Source organism: Pseudomonas sp. Marseille-Q5299, from assembly GCF_943737035.1.
GTDB lineage: Bacteria > Pseudomonadota > Gammaproteobacteria > Pseudomonadales > Pseudomonadaceae > Aquipseudomonas > Aquipseudomonas putida_E.
The window spans coordinates 874,694-896,997 of sequence record NZ_CALSFR010000002.1 but is presented as its reverse complement, the minus strand read 5'-3'; the positions used below and the strand labels follow the sequence as shown (position 1 = coordinate 896,997).

15 protein-coding genes are annotated in these 22,304 nt (G+C 63.3%); 9 read left to right on the top strand and 6 right to left on the bottom strand.

All coding sequences use genetic code 11. The features are described from left to right. Nucleotides 1-34: 34 nt before the first annotated feature. Genes recC through recD form a run of 3 tightly spaced genes read left to right on the top strand, consistent with a single transcriptional unit; the run spans nucleotide 35 to nucleotide 9,251 of the window. Nucleotides 35-3,511, top strand: coding sequence for an exodeoxyribonuclease V subunit gamma (gene recC, locus NGJ21_RS08560; protein WP_251962010.1), 3,477 nt, complete (start codon nucleotides 35-37; stop codon nucleotides 3,509-3,511). Further along, nucleotides 3,508-7,179, top strand: a complete 3,672-nt coding sequence (gene recB, locus NGJ21_RS08555) for an exodeoxyribonuclease V subunit beta (RefSeq protein WP_251962009.1) — start codon at nucleotides 3,508-3,510, stop codon at nucleotides 7,177-7,179. The genes recC and recB overlap by 4 nt, the downstream gene beginning before the upstream one ends. Continuing rightward, on the top strand, nucleotides 7,176-9,251 hold the full coding sequence (gene recD, locus NGJ21_RS08550; protein ID WP_115273562.1) for an exodeoxyribonuclease V subunit alpha: 2,076 nt from the start codon (nucleotides 7,176-7,178) through the stop codon (nucleotides 9,249-9,251). The genes recB and recD overlap by 4 nt, the downstream gene beginning before the upstream one ends. A 221-nt stretch (nucleotides 9,252-9,472) precedes the next feature. Here recD and NGJ21_RS08545 read toward each other — a convergent pair whose 3' ends face one another. After that, complete coding sequence (locus tag NGJ21_RS08545) at nucleotides 9,473-10,423, bottom strand: LysR family transcriptional regulator (protein ID WP_115273563.1); 951 nt, start codon at nucleotides 10,421-10,423, stop codon at nucleotides 9,473-9,475. A 132-nt stretch (nucleotides 10,424-10,555) separates the two neighbouring features. Between NGJ21_RS08545 and NGJ21_RS08540 the strand changes: the two genes are divergently transcribed. Together NGJ21_RS08540 and mmsB are read left to right on the top strand one after the other, a co-directional pair. Further along, entirely contained in the window at nucleotides 10,556-12,082 is a 1,527-nt protein-coding gene (locus tag NGJ21_RS08540) for a CoA-acylating methylmalonate-semialdehyde dehydrogenase (RefSeq protein WP_115273564.1), read from the top strand. A gap of 10 nt (nucleotides 12,083-12,092) precedes the next feature. Then, entirely contained in the window at nucleotides 12,093-12,980 is an 888-nt protein-coding gene (mmsB, locus tag NGJ21_RS08535) for a 3-hydroxyisobutyrate dehydrogenase (protein WP_046784696.1), read from the top strand. 132 nt (nucleotides 12,981-13,112) lie between these two features. Here mmsB and NGJ21_RS08530 read toward each other — a convergent pair whose 3' ends face one another. Together NGJ21_RS08530 and NGJ21_RS08525 are read right to left on the bottom strand one after the other, a co-directional pair. Beyond that, nucleotides 13,113-13,457 (bottom strand): cupin domain-containing protein, encoded by a 345-nt coding sequence (locus NGJ21_RS08530; protein ID WP_003258412.1) that lies wholly within the window; start codon nucleotides 13,455-13,457, stop codon nucleotides 13,113-13,115. A 123-nt stretch (nucleotides 13,458-13,580) separates the two neighbouring features. Beyond that, on the bottom strand, nucleotides 13,581-14,465 hold the full coding sequence (locus NGJ21_RS08525; protein ID WP_115273565.1) for a LysR family transcriptional regulator: 885 nt from the start codon (nucleotides 14,463-14,465) through the stop codon (nucleotides 13,581-13,583). Nucleotides 14,466-14,543: 78 nt separating this feature from the next. Between NGJ21_RS08525 and NGJ21_RS08520 the strand changes: the two genes are divergently transcribed. After that, nucleotides 14,544-15,308, top strand: coding sequence for a sulfite exporter TauE/SafE family protein (locus NGJ21_RS08520; protein ID WP_115275470.1), 765 nt, complete (start codon nucleotides 14,544-14,546; stop codon nucleotides 15,306-15,308). Here NGJ21_RS08520 and NGJ21_RS08515 read toward each other — a convergent pair. Further along, a complete protein-coding gene (locus tag NGJ21_RS08515) occupies nucleotides 15,298-15,612 on the bottom strand; it encodes a putative quinol monooxygenase (RefSeq protein WP_046784702.1) in 315 nt (104 codons plus the stop codon). The genes NGJ21_RS08520 and NGJ21_RS08515 overlap by 11 nt on opposite strands. A gap of 157 nt (nucleotides 15,613-15,769) precedes the next feature. On the opposite strand from NGJ21_RS08515, the gene mdaB reads away from it, so the two are divergent. From mdaB to ggt, 3 genes are all read left to right on the top strand, one after another. Then, nucleotides 15,770-16,360, top strand: a complete 591-nt coding sequence (gene mdaB, locus NGJ21_RS08510) for an NADPH:quinone oxidoreductase MdaB (protein ID WP_115273566.1) — start codon at nucleotides 15,770-15,772, stop codon at nucleotides 16,358-16,360. An 89-nt stretch (nucleotides 16,361-16,449) separates the two neighbouring features. Further along, entirely contained in the window at nucleotides 16,450-17,346 is an 897-nt protein-coding gene (locus tag NGJ21_RS08505; protein WP_115273567.1) for a LysR family transcriptional regulator, read from the top strand. Nucleotides 17,347-17,463: 117 nt separating this feature from the next. Beyond that, nucleotides 17,464-19,131, top strand: a complete 1,668-nt coding sequence (ggt, locus tag NGJ21_RS08500) for a gamma-glutamyltransferase (protein WP_046784705.1) — start codon at nucleotides 17,464-17,466, stop codon at nucleotides 19,129-19,131. Nucleotides 19,132-19,261: 130 nt separating this feature from the next. Here the strand turns inward: ggt and NGJ21_RS08495 are convergent, their stop codons facing one another. Then, nucleotides 19,262-21,181, bottom strand: coding sequence for a methyl-accepting chemotaxis protein (locus tag NGJ21_RS08495; protein WP_115273568.1), 1,920 nt, complete (start codon nucleotides 21,179-21,181; stop codon nucleotides 19,262-19,264). Between the two features lie 187 nt (nucleotides 21,182-21,368). Further along, nucleotides 21,369-22,253 carry a KPN_02809 family neutral zinc metallopeptidase gene (gene ypfJ, locus NGJ21_RS08490; RefSeq protein ID WP_046784707.1) on the bottom strand — a complete coding sequence of 295 codons (885 nt, stop codon included), beginning with the start codon at nucleotides 22,251-22,253 and terminating at the stop codon, nucleotides 21,369-21,371. Between the last annotated feature and the right edge of the window lie 51 nt (nucleotides 22,254-22,304).

The following is a 22,304-nucleotide window of genomic DNA, read 5'->3' as shown; positions in this document are numbered from 1 at the left end:
CCATCAGCCCGAACTGCCTTCCAGAGAACCATCAATGGCCAACCCGACTTCACTCCATCCCGGCTTCATGATCGTGCACGGCAATCGCCTGGACGACTTGCGCAGCCTGGTGGTGAGCTGGATGCGGCGCTATCCGCTGGCCCCCCTGGAAAACGAAATCGCCCTGGTACAAAGCAATGGCATCGCCCAGTGGCTCAAGCTGGCCTTGGCCGAGGACCCGCTCGAAGATGACCAGGGTGGTTGTGGGATCGCTGCTGCCATCGAAGTGCAGTTGCCGGGCAGCTTCATGTGGCAGCTGTACAGAAAAGTCCTCGGGCGTGACGAGATTCCAGAGGTTTCCTTGCTCGACAAGGCCCCGCTGACCTGGCGACTCATGCGTTTGCTGCCAGCGCTGATCGAGCGCACGCATTTCGAACCGTTGCGACGCTTCCTCACCGACGACGGTGATCTACGCAAACGCTATCAGCTGGCAGAGCGCCTGGCTGACCTGTTCGACCAGTATCAGGTCTATCGTGCCGACTGGCTCAAGGATTGGGCTGCCGGCCAGCACGTCCTCAATACGGCCCGTGGCGAACGCAAACCCCTGGCACCTGGCAACCGCTGGCAGGCCGAGCTGTGGCGGGCCTTGCTCGAGGATGTAGGTGAACAAGGCATGGCCCAGAGCCGTGCAGGGGTGCACCAGCGATTCATCGAACGGATCAACAGCCTTGAGCAACCCCCTGCGGGCCTGCCTTCACGGGTAATCGTATTCGGTATCTCATCGCTGCCTGCCCAAGCGTTGGAGGCACTGGCAGGCCTTGCGCGTTTCAGCCAGGTATTACTGTGTGTGCACAACCCTTGTCGCCATCACTGGGCGGACATCGTCGCCGACAAGGACCTGCTGCGCCACCAGTACAAGCGCCAGCAGCGCAAGCAGGGCATGCCCGTGCAGTTGGATGACGAGTCCTTGCACCAGCACGCCCACCCCTTGCTGGCCGCCTGGGGCAAACAGGGCCGCGACTACATCAACCTGCTCGACAGTTATGATGACCCAGGCAGCTACCAGGGCGCATTCAGCGATGGACGCATCGACCTGTTCAGCGAAAGCGAGCCGGCAACACTGCTCAAGCAGCTGCAGGACGATATCCTCGAACTGCGCCCGCTTGCCGAAACCCGTGAGCTGTGGCCTGAGGTCGATCTGGCGCAAGACCGCTCCGTGCGCTTCCACATCGCCCACAGCCCACAACGCGAAGTAGAGATCCTGCACGACCAATTGTTGGCCCGCTTCAGTGCCGACCCCACCCTGCGCCCACGTGACGTCATCGTGATGCTCCCGGCAATCGACAACTATGCACCGCATATCCGTGCCGTTTTCGGCCAGCTACAGCGCAACGACCCGCGTTACATACCCTTCACCCTGACCGATCAGGGCCAGCGCGGGCGTGATCCATTGTTGATTGCCCTGGAGCATCTGCTCAAGCTGCCAGACAGCCGTTTCGCCGTCAGCGAAGTGCTCGATCTGCTGGACGTACCGGCTGTACGAGCGCGTTTCGGGATCCGCGAAAGCGACCTGCCCACGCTGCACCGCTGGATCGAGGGCGCCGGTATCCGTTGGGGGCTCAATGCCGAGCAGCGAGCGTCCCTGGGCCTGCCCGAAGGGCTGGAGCAGAACAGCTGGCGGTTCGGCCTGCGGCGTATGCTGTTGGGTTATGCCGTGGGTATGGGGGAGGGCTGTGACGGTATCGAACCTTACGACGAAATCGGCGGCTTGGATGCTGCGCTGATCGGCCCGTTGGTGGCCTTGCTCGACGCCCTCGATGTGGCCAACCATGCCCTCTCTCAGCCAGCCACTGCGGCCCAGTGGGGCGAGCGACTGAACGCGCTGTTGCAAGTGTTCTTCCTGGCAGAAGGCGAGCACGACGAATTCCTGCTCATGCAACTGCAGGAGCTGCGCGATAGCTGGCTACAGGTGTGCGAGACCGTAGGCTTGCAGGACTTGTTGCCCCTCACGGTCATACGCGAGGCGTGGTTGTCGGGCCTGGATCAGGGCAAGCTGTCCCAGCGTTTTCTTGCAGGTTCGGTAAACTTCTGCACCCTCATGCCGATGCGTGCCATCCCGTTTAGAGTGGTCTGCCTGCTTGGCATGAACGATGGCGATTACCCGCGCGCCCAGCAGCCGCTGGACTTCGACCTGATGGCCAGTGACTACCGCCCCGGCGACCGCTCGCGCCGCGAGGATGACCGTTACCTGCTGCTCGAAGCGTTGTTGTCCGCGCGCGATCAGCTGTACATCAGCTGGGTCGGCCGGAGCATCCTCGATAATAGCGAGCGCCCGGCATCTGTGCTCATAGGCCAACTGCGCGATCACCTGGCGGCAGGTTGGCGGCTGGCCGGTGGCAGCGGCAGCCAGCAAGCGGGCGAGCAGTTGTTGCATGCGTTGACTCAAGAGCACCCGCTGCAGCCCTTCAGCCCGCGTTATTTCCAGAAAGGCAGCGCGTTGTTCAGTTATGCCCATGAATGGCAGCTGCTGCACCAAGTCTGCGATGAGGCTAAACAGGCGGATGTTGGCCTGCCGGCTTACAGCAGCGATGAAGCCCTGACCCTTACGCAACTGCAGGACTTTCTGCGTCATCCGGTGCGTCACTTCTTCAGCCAGCGCCTGAAAGTGTTCTTCGAGGCGCTGGAGGCGCCGACGCCGGATGAGGAGCCGTTTGTCCTCGATGCCTTGCAGCGCTATAGCGCCAGTGAAAGCCTGCTCGGCGCGGCGCTGGCCGAGCCGGAAAACGCCGAGCAGGCGCTGCAAGCCCAGGCGCGCCGGCTGCAGGCGTGCGGCATGCTGCCGTTGGCCGGGTTCGGCGAGCTTCTGCAGGCAGAGCTGATCCAGCCGCTGCCCGATCTGCTGCAACGCCATCGCCAATTGTTGCAGCGCTGGCCCAACGTGGTCGAGGGCGCACTGCCGATCCATTTCGAGCATGGCAGCCATCGCCTGGAGGGTTGGCTTGGCCGGGTGTATCAGGCCGATGACCAAAGCCTGTTGAGCATCTCCACGGTGCCCAACACCATCAGCGCCGGGCGTAACAGCCTCAAGTGGCACCGGCTGATCGCCAGTTGGGTCATGCACCTGGCGGCGTGCGCCGAAGGCTATCCGCTGCATAGCGCCCTGTTGGCCAGCGACATCACCCTGCTGCTCGCGCCACTGCCACAACACGAAGCTGCCGAGCAGCTCGGCCATCTGCTGGTGTCACGCCAGGCCGCAATGAATGCGCCGCTGCCGGTCGCCGCCAAGACAGCGTTCGCCTGGCTGGCCCAGGACGATCCTGACAAAGCCCTCGCCGCAGCTGCCCGTGCTTACGAAGGTGATGGCCGCACCAGTTTCGGTGAGCGCAGCGAAAGCCTGGCCCTGGCCCGACAGTTCCGTGACTTCGCCGCACTCAGTGCCGACGAAACTTTTGAAGGCTGGTGCGAAACCCTGTACCGCCCGTTATTCAGCGCAGCCTGGCAGACGCTGGGCAACCCGGAGAGTGGCGCATGACCCAGGTCCGTCCCCTGGCACTGAGTTTCCCCCTGCATGGCAGCCAACTGATCGAAGCCAGTGCCGGTACCGGCAAGACGTTCACGATTTCGGCGCTTTATCTGCGGCTGATCCTCGGCCATGGCGGCGAGTGCGCTTTTGGCCGCGAGTTGTTGCCACCGCAGATCCTCGTGGTGACCTTCACCGATGCGGCCACCAAGGAACTGCGCGAGCGTATTCGCGCGCGCCTGGCCGAAGCTGCACGCTTCTTTCGCGGCGAGTTACAGGAAGCCGACCCGCTGCTGCACCAGCTACGTGACGATTACCCACCCGAGCACTGGCCGCGCTGCGCCAACCGCCTGGAGATCGCCGTACAGTGGATGGACGAAGCGGCAGTCTCGACCATTCATGGCTGGTGCCAGCGCATGCTTCGCGAGCATGCCTTCGACAGCGGCAGCCTGTTCACCCAGAGCCTGGAAACCGACCACAGCGACCTGCTTGGCCAGGTCATGCGCGACTACTGGCGGCGGTTCTGCTACGGCATGCACGGCGAGGCCCTGGGCTGGGTGCGTAGCCATTGGGGCAGCCCCGATGCATTGTTGCCCAGGATCCGCCCCCTGTTTGGTCGCGTGCGTGCGCAGCTGGATGAGCAGGAACCGCAAGCGCTGATTGATGCAGCGCTGCTGCAGCGCGCCGATCAGTTGCACCAGCTTAAAGCCCCATGGGCGCAATGGGTCGAGCAGTTGCAACAGATCTGCCGGGACGCCGTCGCCGCCAAGCAGGCCGATGGCCGCAAGCTGCAGGCGCGCTTCTTCGAACCCTGGTTCGACAAGTTACGCGCCTGGGCTGCTGATGAGCAGATAGTGGAACTTGACCTTGGGACTGGCTTTACGCGCCTGACTCCAGCAGGCATGGCCGAAGCCTGGAAGGTCGGTGAGCCTCCAGATCACCCAGCGCTGCACGCCATGCAAGACCTGCCACAACAGCTGCAGGCTCTGGCAAGCCCCGATGCACGCCTGCTCGAACACGCCGCTGTCTGGGTTTCGGCGCGCTTCGAGGTGGAAAAGCGCCGCCGCGCCGAAATGGGCTTCGATGACATGCTGCTGCGCCTGCAACATGCGTTGGCCAGTGAAGCCGGGGAGAGATTGGCAGGCCTGATTCGCGAACAGTTCCCGGTAGCCCTGATCGACGAATTCCAGGATACCGACCCGGTTCAATACGGCATCTTCGAGCGCATCTACCGCATCAGCGAAAATCGTGAGGAAACCGGCCTGTTCATGATCGGCGACCCCAAGCAGGCCATCTATGCCTTCCGTGGCGCCGACATTTACACCTACCTGTCCGCGCGGCGCGCCACCGCCGGGCGGCTGCACAGCCTGGACACCAACTACCGTTCCAGCGAGGCCATGGTGGCTGCTGTCAACCGGGTGTTCCTGCAGGCTGAAGCCCGTGAGCAAGGGTGGGGCGCCTTCCTGTTCCGAGAGGACGATGACAACCCGTTGCCGTTCATCGAGGTGCGCGCCAAGGGGCGCAGCGAACGCCTGCTGATCGACGGCCAAGCCATCGCGGCCCTGCAGTGCTGGCAACTGGAAAGCGACGACCCCGTCTCCAGCACACTGTACCGGCAGCAACTGGCGGCCAGTTGCGCCAGCCACATCGTCGCCCTGCTCAACGGTGCCCAGCGCGGCCAGAGCGGTTTCAGCAAGGCTGACGGTGAGCTGCGCCCGTGCCTGCCCTCTGACATCGCCATCCTTGTACGCGACGGCCATGAAGCGCAGCTGGTGCGAGCCGAGCTTGCCGCCCGTGACGTTCGCAGCGTGTACCTGTCCGACAAGGACTCGGTTTTCGCCGCCCAGGAGGCGCATGACTTGCTGGCCTGGCTCAAGGCCTGCGCCGAGCCGGACTCCGAGCGCCTGCTCAAGGCCGCCTTGGCCAGCCTGACCCTGGACCTGTCGCTGGCCGAACTGGACCAGCTGAACCAGGACGAGCGGGTCTGGGAAGACTGGGTAATGCGTTTTCGCCGCTACCGCGACACCTGGCAGCGCCAGGGCGTACTGCCGATGTTGCGGCACCTGCTGCACGACTTCCAGTTGCCGCGTACGCTCATTGCCCGCAGCGATGGCGAGCGGGTGTTGACCAACCTGCTGCACCTGGCCGAGCTGCTGCAGCAAGCGGCGGGCGAACTGGACGGCGAACAAGCGCTGATCCGCCATCTGGCCGAGCACCTGGCCAATGCCGGGCAGGCCGGTGAGGACCAGATCCTTCGCCTGGAGAGTGATGAACAACTGGTCAAGGTCGTGACCATCCACAAGTCCAAGGGCCTGGAATACCCCTTGGTCTACCTGCCGTTCATCTGCACCAGCAAACCGGTCGACGGTAGCCGCCTGCCGCTGGCCTGGCACGACAGCCAGGGCAATGCGCAGATGACCCTGACCCCCGACCCGGTACAGATTGCCCTGGCCGATGATGAACGCCTCGCTGAAGACCTGCGCCTGCTCTACGTGGCCCTCACACGTGCCCAGCACGCATGCTGGCTGGGCGTCGCCGACCTCAAGCGCGGTAACCAGAAAAGCTCGCAGCTGCACCGTTCCGCGCTCGGCTATCTGCTTGGCGGCGGAGTGCCACTGCAGGGCTCGGAACAACTGGCGGACTGGCTGCAGAGCTTGCAGGCAGGCTGCCCGTACATTGCCTGCCCCGGCCTGCCGGAGGCTGACGAAGTGCGCTACTGCTCGCCCCATGCCGAACGCGAGCTGCTGCCTGCACGCAAGCCTCGTCGCGCAGCGGCGGAGCATTGGTGGATCGCGTCGTACAGCGCCTTGCGGGTGGGTGAACAGACACTGGGGGGCGACAGTTCCCAGGCCCAGCAGTTGCTCGACGATGAGGGGATCGATGCTCAACTGCCCCGAGAGGTGCCCGCCGACAGCGGCGACATTCACCGCTTCCCGCGCGGGCCGAACCCCGGCACCTTCCTCCATGGTTTGCTTGAGTGGGCCGGGCGCGAAGGCTTCGCCGAGGTCGCTGCCAACCCCAAACTGATCGAGCGCACCGTCGGCCAGCGCTGCAACCGGCGCGACTGGACCGGCTGGATCCCGACGCTCAGCCAATGGTTGCAGCAACTGCTGAACGAGCCACTGCCGGCCCGTGACATGAGCCTGACGTTGGCGCAGTTGCAGCACTATCAGATAGAAATGGAATTCTGGTTCGCCAGTCATCAGGTCGATGCAGAGCAACTGGACCGGTTGGTCGCCCGCCACACCCATCCAGGCGCAGCGCGCCCCGCTGCTCAGCCGACACTGCTCAACGGCATGTTCAAAGGCTTTATCGACCTGGCGTTCGAGCTCGATGGCCGCTACTACGTGGCCGATTACAAGTCCAACTGGCTTGGCCCGGATATCCAGGCCTATGACACGCTGGCCATGGAAAAGGCGATCCTTGAGCACCGCTACGACTTGCAATACGTGCTTTATCTGCTGGCCCTGCATCGCCAGCTGCGTGCACGGCTGCCCGATTACGATTACGACCGGCATGTGGGCGGTGCGCTGTTCATCTTCTTGCGCGGGGCCAGCAGCAGCGGCCACGGCGTGTACTTCGTCAAGCCGCCACGTGAGTTGATCGAGGCGCTCGATGCGCTGTTCCGTGGCGTTCACGCGCCTCAACAACAGGACCTGTTCGCCGGAGCTGCGCCATGAGCCGCACCCTTGATGACCTCTTGCCTACCCCATTGAACGCAGAGCACCTGCTGACGCTGGCGCCACAACGTAACAGCGCAGACCTGCTGCAACTGCTCGACCGCTGGGTTGAGCGCGGCTGGTTGCGGGCTTTGGACCGGGCATTCGTGTCCTTCCTGGAAGAGCGCGCACCCGGCAGCGATCCGCTGTTGCTGCTGGCCGCTGCGTTGGCCAGCCATCAACTGGGCCACGGGCATGTCTGCCTGGACCTGCAGCAAACCCTTGCCGAGCCGGATTTCGCCCTGTCGCTGCCGCCGGAGGGCGATGCTTTGGCAGGCCCGTTGCTGCTACCGTCGCAATTGCTCGCCAACCTCGACCTGCACACCTGGCGCGAGCGCATTGCCGCCAGCCCCCTGGTTGCAACTGGCAATACCCCTGGTCATAACGCCCGGCCATTGGTGATCAGCGGCGAGCGCCTCTACCTGCGCCGCTACTGGAGTTATGAGCGGCAGATAGACGAAACCCTGCGCCAGCGCCTGAGCCAGGACGAGGCCACGCCCGCCGACCTGCCTGCACGCCTTGCGCAGTTGTTCGACGGAGGCGCTCTGGCAGGCCAGGTGGATTGGCAGAAACTGGCCTGTGCCCTGGCCACCCGCGCCGGCTTCAGCATCATCACCGGGGGGCCCGGCACCGGCAAGACCACCACGGTAGTGCGCCTGCTGGCCTTGCTGCAGGCACCTGCGGTCGAGCAGGGCAGGCCTCTGCGCATTCGCCTCGCAGCGCCCACCGGCAAGGCTGCAGCACGCCTGACCGAGTCCATTGGTCAGCAGGTCGAGCGCTTGCAGGTGAGTGCCGATGTCCGCGGGCAGATTCCTACCGATGTCAGCACTGTGCACCGGCTGCTCGGCAGCCGTCCGGGGTCGCGGCACTTCCGCCACCATGCAGGCAACCCGCTGCCGCTGGATGTGCTGGTGGTGGATGAAGCGTCGATGATCGACCTCGAAATGATGGCCAACCTGCTCAATGCCTTACCCCCCAAAGCCCGGTTGATCCTGTTGGGGGACAAGGACCAGCTGGCCTCGGTCGAGGCGGGCGCGGTGCTGGGCGACCTGTGCCGGGATGCCGAAGAGGGCTGCTACTCACCCGCTACCCAGGCATGGCTGGAGCAGATTGGCGGTCAGTCGCTGGCCGACAGTGGCCTGAAGGCCGGCGACGCGCAACGCAACCCATTGGCCCAGCAGGTGGTGATGCTGCGTTTTTCCCGCCGCTTTGGCGAAGGCAGCGGCATCGGCCAGCTGGCGCGCCTGGTCAACCGCCAGCAAGCCCAGGCGGCCCGAGACCTGTTGACCATGCCCCCGGCCGATGTATTCGGCCTGGCCCTGCGCGGCGAGCACGACCGCGCCTTTGATCGGCTGATACTGGACGGTCTGAACCGCAGCGCTGAGGGGCCACAAGGCTATCGTAGCTATCTGCGTACCATTGGCCGCCATCGTCCAGCGCCTGGTAGTGCTTTCGACGACCCGCACTGGGAGCAGTGGGCTGGCAAGGTGCTGCGCAGCTTTGAGGACTTCCAGTTGTTGTGCGCGGTGCGCAAGGGCGCCTGGGGGGTTGAAGGCCTTAACGAGCGAGTAGCGCGGGTGCTGCACAGCGCCGGGCTGATCGACAGCCAGCAGCCTTGGTACGAAGGGCGCCCGGTACTGGTGACGCGCAACGACTACGGCCTGGGCCTGATGAACGGTGACATCGGCATCGCCCTGCGCTTGCCGGACGAGCAGGGCGAGCCTTTGCTGCGCGTGGCCTTCCCACGTAACGACGGCAGTGGCGGGGTACGTTTCGTGCTGCCCAGCCGGCTCAATGAGGTGGAAACGGTGTTCGCCATGACCGTTCACAAGTCCCAGGGCTCTGAGTTCAGCCACACCGCGCTGGTACTGCCCGATGCGCTCAACCCCGTGCTGACCAAGGAGCTGGTATACACCGGTATAACCCGGGCCAAGCATTGCTTCAGCCTGGTCGAGCCACGCCAGGGCATCTTCGAAGAAGCGGTGGCACGCAAGGTACGGCGTATCTCCGGGCTGATGCTCGAACAGGTGTGATGCACTGCTGTAGGAACTGCCGTTTGCCGCGAAAGGGCGCTCTCCCCGCAATGATGGCGTTGCGCTATCGTTGAGCCGCGGCCAACGAGGCCTTTGAGCTGACTGCCAGAACCTCAGAGCAGCGGGCGCAAAGTGTGGCCAAGGTGTGCTTCCACAACTACCTCGAAGGCAGTGGAAAACGTGGGGCCGGCTTGCCGGCGATGGGCTGCACAGCAGCCCCATCACTCCTGAGCGAAACGCATCTCACGCGTTTGCCCCATCAACAACGGCGCATTCGCCTCCGTCACCCCACGAATGTACTCCCACAGCAAGGTAATGCGCTTCAACTTGCGCAGATCCTCCCGGCAATACATCCAGAATTGCCGCGTCACCTCGATCTGCTCAGGCAGCACCGTGACCAATCGCGCATCCTGCGCCGCCAGGAAACACGGCAAGATCGCCAACCCTCGCCCCTGCAACGCCGCCGTGTACTGTGCAATCACGCTGGTACTGCGAAGGTGCGCGCTGGCGTTGGGAATCAGGTTGGCCAGGTACAGCAGCTCTGAGCTGAACGCCAGGTCATCCACATAGCTGATGAACGGATGGCCAACCAGGTCGCTGACCTGGTTGATCGGCGCATGGTTGTCCAGGTAATCCTGGGTCGCATACAGCCGCAGGCGATAGTCGCACAGCTTGCAGCACACATACGGCCCATGCTCGGGCCGCTCCAGGGCGATGACGATGTCCGCCTCGCGTTTGGAGAGGCTTATGAAGTGCGGCAGCGGCAGGATATCCACCGATATCGCCGGGTAGGCATCGACGAAATGGCTCAGCTGCGGGGTAACGAAAAAGCTGCCGAAGCCTTCGGTACAGCCCATGCGCACATGGCCCGACAACGCCACACCTGAACCGGACACCTGTTCGCAGGCCATGTGCAGTGTGCTTTCGATCGACTCCGCGTAGCCCAGCAAGCGCTGCCCCTCGGCGGTCAGGACAAAGCCGTTGGTCCGCGATTTTTCGAACAGCAGCGTGCCCAGCGCGCCTTCCAGTGAAGTGATGCGCCGCGACACCGTGGTGTAGTCCACGCTCAGGCGTTTGGCGGCGCTGCTGGCCTTGCGGGTGCGGGCCACTTCGAGGAAAAACTTCAGGTCGTCCCAGTTGAGCGCGCTCAGGGAGGTGAGATCTTTTTGCATGTTGATCCGGTTTTTTTGTGCGTTCTTGTTGGATGTTTGCACATCTATACTCGAAAAAAGCCCCATGACGCCACCTCGCGTTTGCACGGCGCTGGCGATCTCGTCCTGACAATAATTCCAAGGAGAACGCAGATGAACGCACCCCAATCCCCCGACCAGACCAAGGTCGAGCAGGTCAAGCTGCTGATCGACGGCCAGTGGGTCGAGTCGAAAACCACCGAATGGCGCGACATCGTCAACCCGGCCACCCAGCAGGTGCTGGCGCGAGTGCCGTTCGCCACCGTCGAAGAAGTGGATGCCGCCGTGGCTGCTGCCGAGCGCGCCTTCAAGACCTGGCGCGACACCCCGATCGGCGCACGCATGCGCATCATGCTCAAGCTGCAGGCGTTGATCCGCGAACACAGCAAGCGCATCGCCCAGACCCTGAGCGCCGAGCAGGGCAAGACCATTGCCGATGCCGAAGGTGATATTTTCCGCGGCCTGGAAGTGGTCGAGCACGCCGCGTCCATCGGCACCTTGCAGATGGGCGAGTTCGCCGAAAACGTCGCCGGCGGTGTCGACACCTACACACTGCGCCAACCCATCGGTGTGTGCGCCGGCATCACCCCGTTCAACTTCCCGGCGATGATCCCTCTGTGGATGTTCCCGATGGCCATCGTCTGCGGTAACACCTTCGTGCTCAAGCCGTCCGAGCAGGACCCGCTGTCGACCATGATGCTGGTCGAGCTGGCGCTGGAAGCCGGCGTGCCGGCCGGTGTGCTGAACGTGGTGCACGGCGGTAAGCAGGTGGTGGATGCGATCTGCACACACAAGGATATCAAGGCGATTTCCTTCGTCGGTTCCACCGAAGTCGGCACCCATGTGTATAACCTGGGCAGCCAGCACGGCAAGCGCGTGCAGTCGATGATGGGCGCGAAGAACCACGCCGTGGTCCTGCCCGATGCCAACCGCACCCAGACCATCAACGCCCTGGTCGGCGCAGCGTTCGGCGCGGCGGGTCAGCGCTGCATGGCCACCTCGGTGGCGGTGCTGGTGGGCAAGGCGCGTGAATGGCTGCCGGACATCAAGGACGCGGCCAGCAAGCTCAAGGTCAACGCCGGTAGTGAGCCAGGCACCGATGTCGGCCCGGTGGTCTCCAAGCGCGCCAAGGAGCGCGTACTAGGCCTGATCGAGAGCGGTATCAAGGAGGGCGCCAAGCTCGAACTCGACGGTCGCGATGTGAAGGTGCCGGGCTACGAGCAAGGCAACTTTGTCGGCCCGACGCTGTTCTCCGGGGTGAAGACCGACATGCAGGTTTACACTCAGGAAATTTTCGGCCCGGTACTGGTGACCCTGGAAGTCGACACCCTCGACGAGGCCATCGCCCTGGTCAATGCCAACCCGTTCGGCAACGGCACCGGCCTGTTCACCCAGAGCGGCGCGGCGGCGCGCAAGTTCCAGAGCGAAATCGACATCGGTCAGGTCGGCATCAATATCCCGATCCCGGTACCGGTGCCGTTCTTCAGCTTCACCGGTTCGCGTGGCTCCAAGCTCGGTGACCTTGGCCCGTACGGCAAGCAGGTGGTGCAGTTCTACACTCAGACCAAGACCGTTACCGCCCGCTGGTTCGATGACGACAGCGTCAATGACGGTGTGAACACCACCATCAGCCTGCGCTAAGGAGATCGCCATGCGTATCGCATTCATCGGCCTGGGCAACATGGGCGCCCCCATGGCCCGCAACCTGATCAAGGCCGGGCACCAGCTGAACCTGTTCGACCTGAACAAGACCGTACTGGCCGAGCTCGCCGAACTGGGCGGGCAGGTCAGCGCCTCGCCCAAGGAAGCGGCAGCCAACAGCGAACTGGTGATCACCATGCTGCCGGCCGCAGCCCATGTGCGCAGTGTCTACCTGAACGACGACGGCGTGCTGGCGGGCGTGCGCCCGGGCACACCGACCGTGGACTGCAGCACCATCGATCCGCAGACTGCGCGCGAGGTGTCCAAGGCCGCTGCGGCCAAAGGCGTGGACATGGGCGATGCGCCGGTTTCTGGCGGCACCGGCGGCGCGGCGGCCGGCACACTGACCTTCATGGTCGGCGCCAGCACTGAACTGTTCGCCACGCTCAAGCCGGTGCTGGAACAGATGGGCCGCAACATCGTGCACTGTGGTGAGGTCGGCACCGGGCAGATCGCCAAGATCTGCAACAACCTGCTGCTGGGCATCTCGATGATCGGCGTGTCCGAGGCCATGGCGCTAGGCAATGCGCTGGGCATCGATACCAAGGTGCTGGCGGGCATTATCAACAGCTCGACAGGGCGTTGCTGGAGTTCCGACACCTACAACCCGTGGCCGGGCATCATCGAAACCGCCCCGGCATCACGCGGCTATACCGGCGGGTTTGGCGCCGAGTTGATGCTCAAGGACCTGGGGCTGGCTACCGAGGCTGCGCGCCAGGCGCATCAGCCAGTGATTCTCGGTGCTGTGGCCCAGCAGCTCTATCAGGCAATGAGCCTGCGGGGTGAGGGTGGCAAAGATTTCTCGGCGATTGTCGAGGGGTACCGCAAGAAGAATTGACGAGCGAGGTGGACTTCATCGCGGGCCGGGCGGCCTTCCCTCTGTAACTGCGCACCAGAGGGAAGGGCACTTGCTCCGCGATTTTTTTGTCTGTTGAGGCCCTTCGCCGGGGACAACAAACAACACGTTGGATCAGGCGAAAACGAAATACTTGCGTACCGTCTCAACCACTTCCCAAGTCCCTTTCATCCCAGGTTCGATCACGAACACATCACCCGCCTTCAGGTGCTTGGGCTCCTCACCTTCCGGAGTGATGATGCAATAGCCATCGAGGAAGTGGCAGAACTCCCACTTCTCGTAGTTGACCTCGAATTTGCCCGGTGTGCAGATCCAGGTGCCCATGATCTTGCTGCCGTCGGCCGACAGGTAGGCATTGAGGTTGACGGTGTGTGGATCGCCGCCGATGCGCTTCCACTTGGTGGCGTCCACGACCGGCGTCGGGCAGGTTTCGCGCAGGACGGTAATGAAATCGGACATGGCACAACTCCTGTGACTGGCTGAATGACTCGACACCATAGGGCCATTGGCCGAGCCGCAGTTGCCTGGGCTCGACGCTCAGGTGCCTGACTGCGCTATGCGCATGCGTGTGGGGATGAGCGTTCAGGCCTTTGCCAGCCGTTCGACCAACCCGGCCGCATAGCCCGGCAACGCCGCAAAATCCCGTGCGCACAGCAGCAAGCGGCGATTCGCCCAATCCTCGCGCAGCGCCACCCAGTGCAGCGGCAACAGGCCTTCCCAGCGCTTCACTGCCGCCAGCGGCACCACGCCAACCCCGGCGCCACCCGCAACCATGCGGATCACCCCGTCAAAGCCTTCGGCGCGCACCCGTACGCGCATGCGCCTACCTTCGCGCAGGGCCTGTTCCTCCAGATACAACGCCAGGGCGCTGTTCGCACCGAGCCCGACATGCCCGTGGGCAAGGCTGTCGATGAAGCTTGGGGCAGGCTCCGAGCTGAGGGGGTGAGCCCGCGGTGTGATCAGCGCTAGCGGGTCGTCTCGAAACGGTCGGGTTTGCAGGTGCGTGCTGGGCGCAGCGGTGGAGATGATGCCCAGGTCGGCCATGCCTTGGGTGATCGACTGCACGATCCTCAGGCTCGGCATTTCCTGCACGTCGACGCTCACGCCAGGGTTGTCGGCCAGATACCCGGCCAGCAGCTCCGGCAGGTATTCGGTCAGCGCCGCCGTGTTGCACAGCAGGCGTACCTGACCCTGCTGCCCCTGAGCGTACTGGCCCAGGTCGAACTGCAGGCGTTCGACCTGCTGGCCGATCAACCGCGCATGCTGAAGCAGCGCCTGGCCAGCCGGGGTCGGTTGCACACCGCGGCGGTTGCGTTCCAGCAACGCAGTACCGAGTGAGGCTTCCATGGCGCGGATTCGCGCACTGGCAGCAGGCAGCGACAGGTGGCTGCTGCGGGCCCCGGCCGTGATGTTGCCGCACTCCAGGGTGTGCCGGAACAGCGTGAGATCAATCAGGTCGAAATGCATCAGCCTCTGTCCTGGCGAGAGTCAGGGTGAGTATATGGCAGATTTTCAGCCACTGCGGTGCACGCCATCATGGTGGTCATGAATAACCTGATCGCTTTCTATCAACATATCGGGCCGGCCTTGTCCCTGCTGGTAATCGTGACTTTCGTGCTGGCTGGCGCGGTAAAAGGCGTGATCGGCCTGGGCCTGCCGACCATTGCGATGGGGCTTTTGGGCCTGGCTATGCCTCCGGCGCAGGCTGCCGCCTTGCTGATCGTGCCATCGACCATCACCAATCTCTGGCAACTGGCGGCGGGCGGCCATCTGTCGGCGTTGCTGCGGCGTCTTGGGCCGATGCTCGCCATGATCTTCATCGGCACGCTGGTCGGCAGTGCCTGGCTGGGGATCAACAGTGGCCCATGGGCGGCGCACGCGTTGGGCGCGGCGCTGCTGGTGTATGCGGTGTATGGCTTGAGCGGGCCTGGCCTGCGGCTGGCGCCGGGCAGGGAAGGGTGGCTGGGACCAGTGTGCGGGGTGGTGACCGGTATCGTGACTGCCGCCACGGGTGTGTTCGTGATGCCCGCAGTGCCCTACTTGCAGAGCCTTGGCCTGAGCCGCGACGAAATGATCCAGGCATTGGGCCTGTCGTTCACCGTCTCGACCGTGGCGCTGGCCTTGGGGCTGGCCGGGCAAGACGCCCTGGGCAGCCAGGCACTGGGCGCTTCATTGCTGATGCTGGCGCCCGCGCTGCTGGGCATGCTGGCTGGCCAGTGGTTGCGGCAGCGCATCAGCGCCGAGCTGTTCAAACGGTGCTTCTTCATCGGCCTGGCCGCGCTGGGCGGCCATCTGCTGATCAACGGCTAGCGGAGGACGCACTGAGCATTTCGATCAGCTGGATATCGAAGTCGCGCTCCAGGTAGTCCATACGTTTTTCGAAGAACTCGACCATATGCGGCAGGGCCGAATGCACGTCCAACGCTGCTTTGTTGGCCCACACCTCAAAGAATACGAACAGGCTCGGGTCTTCCTTGTCGCGCAGCATGTGGTATTCGATGCAGCCAGGCTCATTGCGGCTCGGTTCAACGTAAGCACGGAACAGGGTATCGAAGGCGTCGGCCATTTCCGGACGGGTCTTTGCCTTGAGAATGAAGGCGTATTGCTCGCTCATTGATCACAACTCGTTGGTGGAGGGTGAAGCGATTCTAAGGCAATAATAAGCTTCGTATTCGTGACTTATGGTCAATTGTATTTTGCCCCGCTCACCCTGTATCCCGTGACCCTGAATCGCTAATCTGCCGGCCATTGATTCTTGACGTGAGGTCAGCATGAAAAAGATTCTCCTGCTCAATGGCGGTAAACAATTCGCCCATTCCGAAGGTCGCCTTAACCAGACTTTGCACGACGCCGCCCTTGCTCATCTCGACCGAGCCGGTTTCGACGTGCAGCAAACCTTCATCGACGCGGGCTACGACGTGCAGGCAGAGGTGGCGAAGTTCCTCTGGGCCGATGTGGTGATCTACCAGATGCCGGGCTGGTGGATGGGCGCACCCTGGACCGTGAAGAAATACATCGACGAAGTCTTCACAGCAGGCCACGGCAGCCTCTACGCCAACGACGGCCGGACTCGCTCGGATGCTTCGCAGAAGTACGGCAGCGGCGGTCTGGTGCAGGGCAAGCAGTACATGCTGTCGCTGACCTGGAACGCACCGCAGCAGGCCTTCGACGACCCGAGCGATTTCTTTGAGGGCAAAGGGGTGGATGCAGTGTATTTCCCGTTCCACAAGGCCAATGAGTTTCTTGGCATGACCGGCCTGCCGACCTATCTGGCAGTCGATGTGATGAAGCGCCCGGATGTGCCGGCTGCATTGGCAGCTTATGAGGCGCATCTGAATAAAGTGTTCGGCATGGCTCGGTAAGTGCCTTTCAATAGGGCCGCTTCGCGCCCCCTTGCATAGAGGCTGATCAGCCGCTATCAATCACGGCATATCATTGTCAGGCCAATCCTGTGAAAACCCGATCCGAAGAACTCCAGGTATTCGTCGCCGTTATCGACTGCGGTTCGATTTCCGCTGCCGCCGAGCAACTGGGGCAGACCCCTTCGGCGGTCAGCCGCACATTGTCGCGCCTGGAGGCAAAGCTGGGCACTACGCTGGTCAATCGCACCACCCGGCGCATGGACCTGACCGAAGAAGGGCGCTTCTTCCTGGAACGCTCACGGTTGGTGCTCGAGCAGATGAATGACATGGAAGAGCGCCTGTCGATGAACCGCCAGACACCTTCCGGGCGCCTGCGCATCAACGCCGCAGCGCCGTTCATGCTGCACGCGATCTTGCCGTGGATCGGTGAATTTCGCAGCCAGTACCCCGACATCGAGTTGGAACTGAACACCGATGACCTGATCATCGACCTGCTGGAGCAGAGCACCGACGTGGCGATCCGCATCGGTGAGCTGGCCGACTCCAGCCTGCACGCGCGTTCGCTGGGGTGCAGCCCGGTGCAGGTACTGGCAAGTCCGGCGTACCTTGAGCGGCACGGTACACCGCAGCATGTAGAAGACCTGAACCATCACTGCCTGCTCGGTTTCAGCCAGCCCGAGTCACTCAACCAGTGGCCGCTGCGCCATGCCCAGGGCGACCGCTGGGCGATCCGCCCGGCGCTGATCGCCTCCAGCGGCGAGACCCTGCGCCAGTTGGCGCTGGCCGGGGAGGGTATCGTCAGCCTGTCGCACTTCATGACCCACGAGGACATCCGCGCCGGCCGCCTGCAGGTCATTCTGAGCGAGGCCAACAACGGCTACCGCCAGCCGATCCACGCTGTTTACTACCGCAACACGCAACTGGCCCTGCGCATCCAGTGCTTCCTCGACTTCATCCAGCGCAAACTGGCGATGTACGCCTGCTGAGTTGCCTGAACGCGACAAATCCTGTCCAAGGGCGGCGAAACTTCCTACATGTGATTGCACAGTCGAGCCGCTTCGGCCTTACTGAGTGATCAACAAAAACAACACCAAGGAAGTGTCATGCGTATTGTCCTGTTCCAGTCCATGGCCCTCGGCGCCGCGATCTTGAGCTGTTCATCGGCCTATGCGGTAACCCTGGAGGGTGGCGCAGTGGCCGCGCCCGATCAATATGGCGCACAGGTAGCCGCCGACATCCTGAAAAAAGGTGGCAACGCGGTGGATGCAGCAGTGGCCACCGCCTTCACTCTGGCGGTGACCTACCCTGAGGCCGGCAACATCGGTGGCGGCGGTTTCATGACCCTGTTCGTCGACGGCAAGCCGTATTTCCTCGACTACCGGGAAGTGGCGCCCAAGGCCGCGACCCGCAACATGTACCTGGACGAAAAAGGCGAGGTGATCGAGAACCTCAGCCTGGTCGGCGTGCGCGCAGCCGGCGTGCCCGGCACGGTGATGGGCCTGTGGGAAGCGCACGAGAAATTCGGCAAGCTGCCCTGGAGCGAGCTGCTGACCCCCGCCATCGGCTATGCGAAAAACGGCTTCAAGGTTGCCGAAAAGCAGTACCAGTACCGCAATGACGCGCAGGGCCTGTTCAAGACCGCGACCAACTTCAACGACTATTTCGGCACCATGAAGGTGGGCGAGCTGTTCAAACAGCCAGAGATGGCCCAGACCCTCGAACGTATTGCCGACAAGGGCGTGAGCGAGTTCTACCAGGGCAAGACCGCCGACCTGCTGGTGGCGCAGATGCAGGCTGACAAAGGCCTGATCACCAAAGAAGACCTCAAGGACTACAAGGCCGTCTGGCGTGAGCCCATGGCCCTGAGCTGGCGCGGCAACGTGGTCTACACCGCGCCACCGCCAAGCTCGGGCGGCGTTGCACTGGCCCAGTTGCTGGGCATCAAGGAAGACCGTGCGGCCGACTTCAAAGGCGTGGCGCACAATTCGGCGCAATACATTCACCTGCTGGCCGAGATCGAGAAGCGCGTGTTCGCCGACCGCGCCGACTACCTGGGCGACCCGGCCTTCACCAAGGTGCCGGTCGACCAGCTGATCGCCAAGGATTACCTGGCCAAGCGCGCCGCGCAGGTCAACCCGAAGGCCATTTCCGCGACCGACGATGTCAAACCGGGCCTGGAGCCGCACCAGACCACGCACTTCTCGATCGTCGACAAACAGGGTAACGCGGTCAGCAATACCTACACCCTCAACCTCGACTACGGCAGTGGTGTGGTGGTCAAGGGCGCGGGCTTTTTGCTCAACGACGAAATGGACGACTTCAGTGCCAAGCCGGGCGCAGCCAATGCCTTTGGTGTAGTGGGCGGTGATGCCAACGCTATCGAGCCGGGCAAGCGCATGCTGTCGTCCATGAGCCCGAGCCTGATGACCCGCGATGGCAAGGTTGCACTGGTGATCGGTACGCCCGGCGGCTCGCGGATCTTCACTTCGATCTTCCAGGTAATGAACAACCTGTACGACTACGGCATGCCCCTGGACAAGGCCGTGGCGGCGCAGCGTGTGCACCACCAGTTGTTGCCCAAGGACACCATCTACTTCGACAGCTACGCACCGCTGAGCGGGCCGGTAGCCGACGACCTGAAGAAGATGGGTTACGTGCTGGAGGATCAGGGCTGGGAGATGGGGGATATCCAGGCGATCCGGGTGAACGGGGCGAAGCTTGAGACGGCTTCGGATCCGCGTGGGCGCGGGGTGGGGATGGTCGTTAAATAATCGGCTGTCAGCTCTACCATCATCACCGGCAAGCCGGCTCCTACTGGTATCGCGCAGCCTCGAGCCTTGCGTATCCCTGATGGAGCCGGCTTGCCGACAATGGGCCGCAAAGCGGCCCTAAAGCACGAGGTCAGACGCGGAACTGGCTGACCAGCGTCTGCAGGTGCCCACCCAGGCGCGCCAGCTCGACACTGGACGCCGCGGTCTCATCACTGGCCGCTGCGGTCTGCTCCGACACATCGCGCACATTCAGGATGCTGCGGCTGATCTCCTCAGCCACCGCACTCTGCTGCTCGGCTGCCGCGGCAATCTGCTGGTTCATCGACTGGATGCTCGACACCGTGCTGGTGATGTTTTCCAGCGAAGTGCCGGCTTTGCGCGCCAGTTCGACACTGCTGTCGGTCAGGGTGCGGCTGCCTTGCATGGCGTTGGCCACTTGCTGGGTGCCATGTTGCAGGCCAGCCACCAATTCTTCGATCTCTTCGGTGGATTTCTGCGTACGCTGGGCCAAACCACGTACCTCGTCGGCGACCACGGCAAAGCCACGGCCAGCCTCACCGGCACGGGCGGCTTCGATGGCAGCGTTGAGCGCCAGCAGGTTGGTCTGTTCGGCTACCGACTTGATCACATCCATGACACTGCCGATTTTCTGGCTTTCCTGCTGCAGCAGGTTCATGGCTTCGGTGGAGCGGTGCACTTCCTCGGCCAGGCGTTCGATCTGGCTGATCGCTTCACCGACCACGCGATCACCTGCGCGTGCTTCGTCATCGGCGCCGGTCGCTGCGTGCGAAGCCTGCTCGGCATTGCGCGCCACTTCCTGAACGGTCGCGGCCATTTCGTGCATGGCGGTAGCGACCTGGTCGGTTTCGACCTTCTGGCTGTTTGCGCCAGCGCTGGTCTGCTCGGTGACCGCCGACAGTTCCTCAGCGGCGCTGGCGATCTGCGTGACACCGTCGCGGATGCCGGTGATGAGCTCGCGCAGGGTGGTGCCCATGCGGGCGATGCCCTGCTGCAGCACGCCGATTTCGTCGCGACGGGTAACCCGCAGGTCGTGGGTGAGGTCGCCACCAGCGATGCGCTCCACCGCTTGCAGCGTGTCATGCAGCGGGCGGGTGATCTGGCGGGTGATCAGCACCGCCGCCAGTACACCGACCAGCAGGGCCAGCAACGTGGCGATGGTCTGCAGGCTGCGCGCCTGGGCGCTCTCGGCGTCGCGGCGGTCGATCTGGATCTTGTACAGCGCGTCGCTGCGCTTGACGATATCGCCGCCCTGCACGGTCATCTCTGCACGGGCGGTGGTGATGTCGGCGACTGCATCGCGGAACTGGCGCACGGCCTCGCGGTAGGCCTGTATCGATTGCTCCAACTGCTGCACGCGCGTGGCTTCGGCAGGCAGCTGACGCTTCAGGTTGTCGATCTCGGCAAGTGCCGACTCCAGCTGGCGCAGGGCGGCCTGTTCGTTGGCCGCAGAGTTTTCGGCAATATAACCGCGCACATCCACTCGCAGTTGCAGCAGTTGCTGGCGCGCCTTGCTGATCAGTTGGTATTGCGACAAGCGCACGCTATCGGCTTCGGGGCGGCCCATGACGTCCTCGCCGAGCAGATCCATGGCCGCGTCGGCCTTGGCAGCCGATACATTCATCGCGTCACGTGCAGCCAGCGAGCCTTTGTAGCCGGCACGCATCTTGTTCAGCGAAACCTCGTACTCGCTGATGGTCTGGCCCAGTTCTTTGAGCAGCTTGACGTTTTCCGGGCTCTTGAAAGTACTGACCAGGTACTGTTGCTGCTTGCTGAAGGCATCCAGCTTGGCCTGGGTGTTGGCTGCGGCAGCATCGTCGCCATTGGCGATCATGTACTGCAGGCGCGCCACGCGCAGGTCGGTCAGGTCTTTGTTGAGCTTGCCGATATCGCCCATCCAGTTGCTGCGGTCGATGAGGCTGCCCAGGCTGTTCCAGCCGGTCAGGGCCAGCAGGCCGGTGAGGACCAGCACCAGGCCGAAGCCCAGGCCGAGTTTGAGGTTGACGCTGATGTTGGCAAACCAGCTGTTCATGCACGCTCTCCAGAAATGATTTCGCTCACTTGATCAATGTTCGATCGCGAGGCGTTGTTGTTCTGGATGCCCGCTGAATCGTGCAGGGGTTATCGGCAAATGGCGGGGAAGCTGAAACGCTTTTTCAGCTCAATTGCAACACCACGCGCGGCAGCGGGCTTGCCGCGCGCAGGGACCCCTTGAAATTTCAAAGGCTTCGCGCACTGAACGTGTCGCAGCTGTTCACATCGCCCTGGGCAAACCCGGCCTTGAACCAACGCACCCGCTGCGCCGAGGTGCCGTGGGTAAAGGAGTCAGGTACCACGCGCCCCTGGCCCTTTTGCTGCAGTCGGTCATCACCGATGGCATTGGCAGCATTGAGTGCTTCCTCGACATCCCCTGGCTCCAGCCAGTTCAGGCGTTGCTGCGCCTGGTAAGCCCATACACCGGCCAGGCAGTCGGCCTGCAATTCCTGGCGCACCAGCAAGCCATTGTCACCCTCCAGGCGCTGGCCTGCACGGCGCGCGGCATCGACCTTGGCCGACACGCCAAGCAAGGTTTGCACGTGGTGGCCGATCTCGTGGGCGATCACGTAGGCCTGGGCGAAGTCGCCTGCGGCGGCGAAGCGGGTTTCCATTTCACGGAAGAACGACATGTCCAAGTACACCCGCTGGTCGGCCGGGCAGTAGAACGGCCCCACCGCCGCTGAAGCGAAGCCGCAGGCGGAATTCACCTGGCCGCTGAACAGCACCAGCTTAGGGTCGCGATACTGCTTGCCAGCCTGCGAGAACAGAGCCTTCCAGGTGTCTTCGGTGTCGCCCAGGATCGAGGCGACGAACTGGGCCTGCTCGTCGTTGGCCGCTGGGGCCTTGTTGCCCGCACCGCTTGGGGCTTGCTGCTGCTCCATCTGGCCAGTGAGCTGGCCGAGGATCTGCAGCGGGTCCTGGCCAGTGAGCCAACCGATGCCGACGATCAGCAGGATGGCCCCGAGCCCCAGGCCCTTGCCGCCGCCAAAGCGCATGCCACCACCGCCGCCGCCTTGGCCACGGGCATCGACCACATTGTCGCTACGACGGCCTTTTCGCCATTCCATGAAGTGCACTCCAGAGCCTGAAACATGAAGACAAAGGTTAGTTCACGCCAG

Coding starts and splice junctions, on each gene's coding strand:
- recD (WP_115273562.1), top strand. CDS start 7,176: ATGAGCCGCACCCTTGATGACCTCTTGCCTACCCCATTGAACGCAGAG.
- mmsB (WP_046784696.1), top strand. CDS start 12,093: ATGCGTATCGCATTCATCGGCCTGGGCAACATGGGCGCCCCCATGGCC.
- NGJ21_RS08540 (WP_115273564.1), top strand. CDS start 10,556: ATGAACGCACCCCAATCCCCCGACCAGACCAAGGTCGAGCAGGTCAAG.
- NGJ21_RS08525 (WP_115273565.1), bottom strand. CDS start 14,465: ATGCATTTCGACCTGATTGATCTCACGCTGTTCCGGCACACCCTGGAG.
- NGJ21_RS08515 (WP_046784702.1), bottom strand. CDS start 15,612: ATGAGCGAGCAATACGCCTTCATTCTCAAGGCAAAGACCCGTCCGGAA.
- recB (WP_251962009.1), top strand. CDS start 3,508: ATGACCCAGGTCCGTCCCCTGGCACTGAGTTTCCCCCTGCATGGCAGC.
- NGJ21_RS08520 (WP_115275470.1), top strand. CDS start 14,544: ATGAATAACCTGATCGCTTTCTATCAACATATCGGGCCGGCCTTGTCC.
- NGJ21_RS08495 (WP_115273568.1), bottom strand. CDS start 21,181: ATGAACAGCTGGTTTGCCAACATCAGCGTCAACCTCAAACTCGGCCTG.
- NGJ21_RS08545 (WP_115273563.1), bottom strand. CDS start 10,423: ATGCAAAAAGATCTCACCTCCCTGAGCGCGCTCAACTGGGACGACCTG.
- recC (WP_251962010.1), top strand. CDS start 35: ATGGCCAACCCGACTTCACTCCATCCCGGCTTCATGATCGTGCACGGC.
- ggt (WP_046784705.1), top strand. CDS start 17,464: ATGCGTATTGTCCTGTTCCAGTCCATGGCCCTCGGCGCCGCGATCTTG.
- ypfJ (WP_046784707.1), bottom strand. CDS start 22,253: ATGGAATGGCGAAAAGGCCGTCGTAGCGACAATGTGGTCGATGCCCGT.
- NGJ21_RS08530 (WP_003258412.1), bottom strand. CDS start 13,457: ATGTCCGATTTCATTACCGTCCTGCGCGAAACCTGCCCGACGCCGGTC.
- mdaB (WP_115273566.1), top strand. CDS start 15,770: ATGAAAAAGATTCTCCTGCTCAATGGCGGTAAACAATTCGCCCATTCC.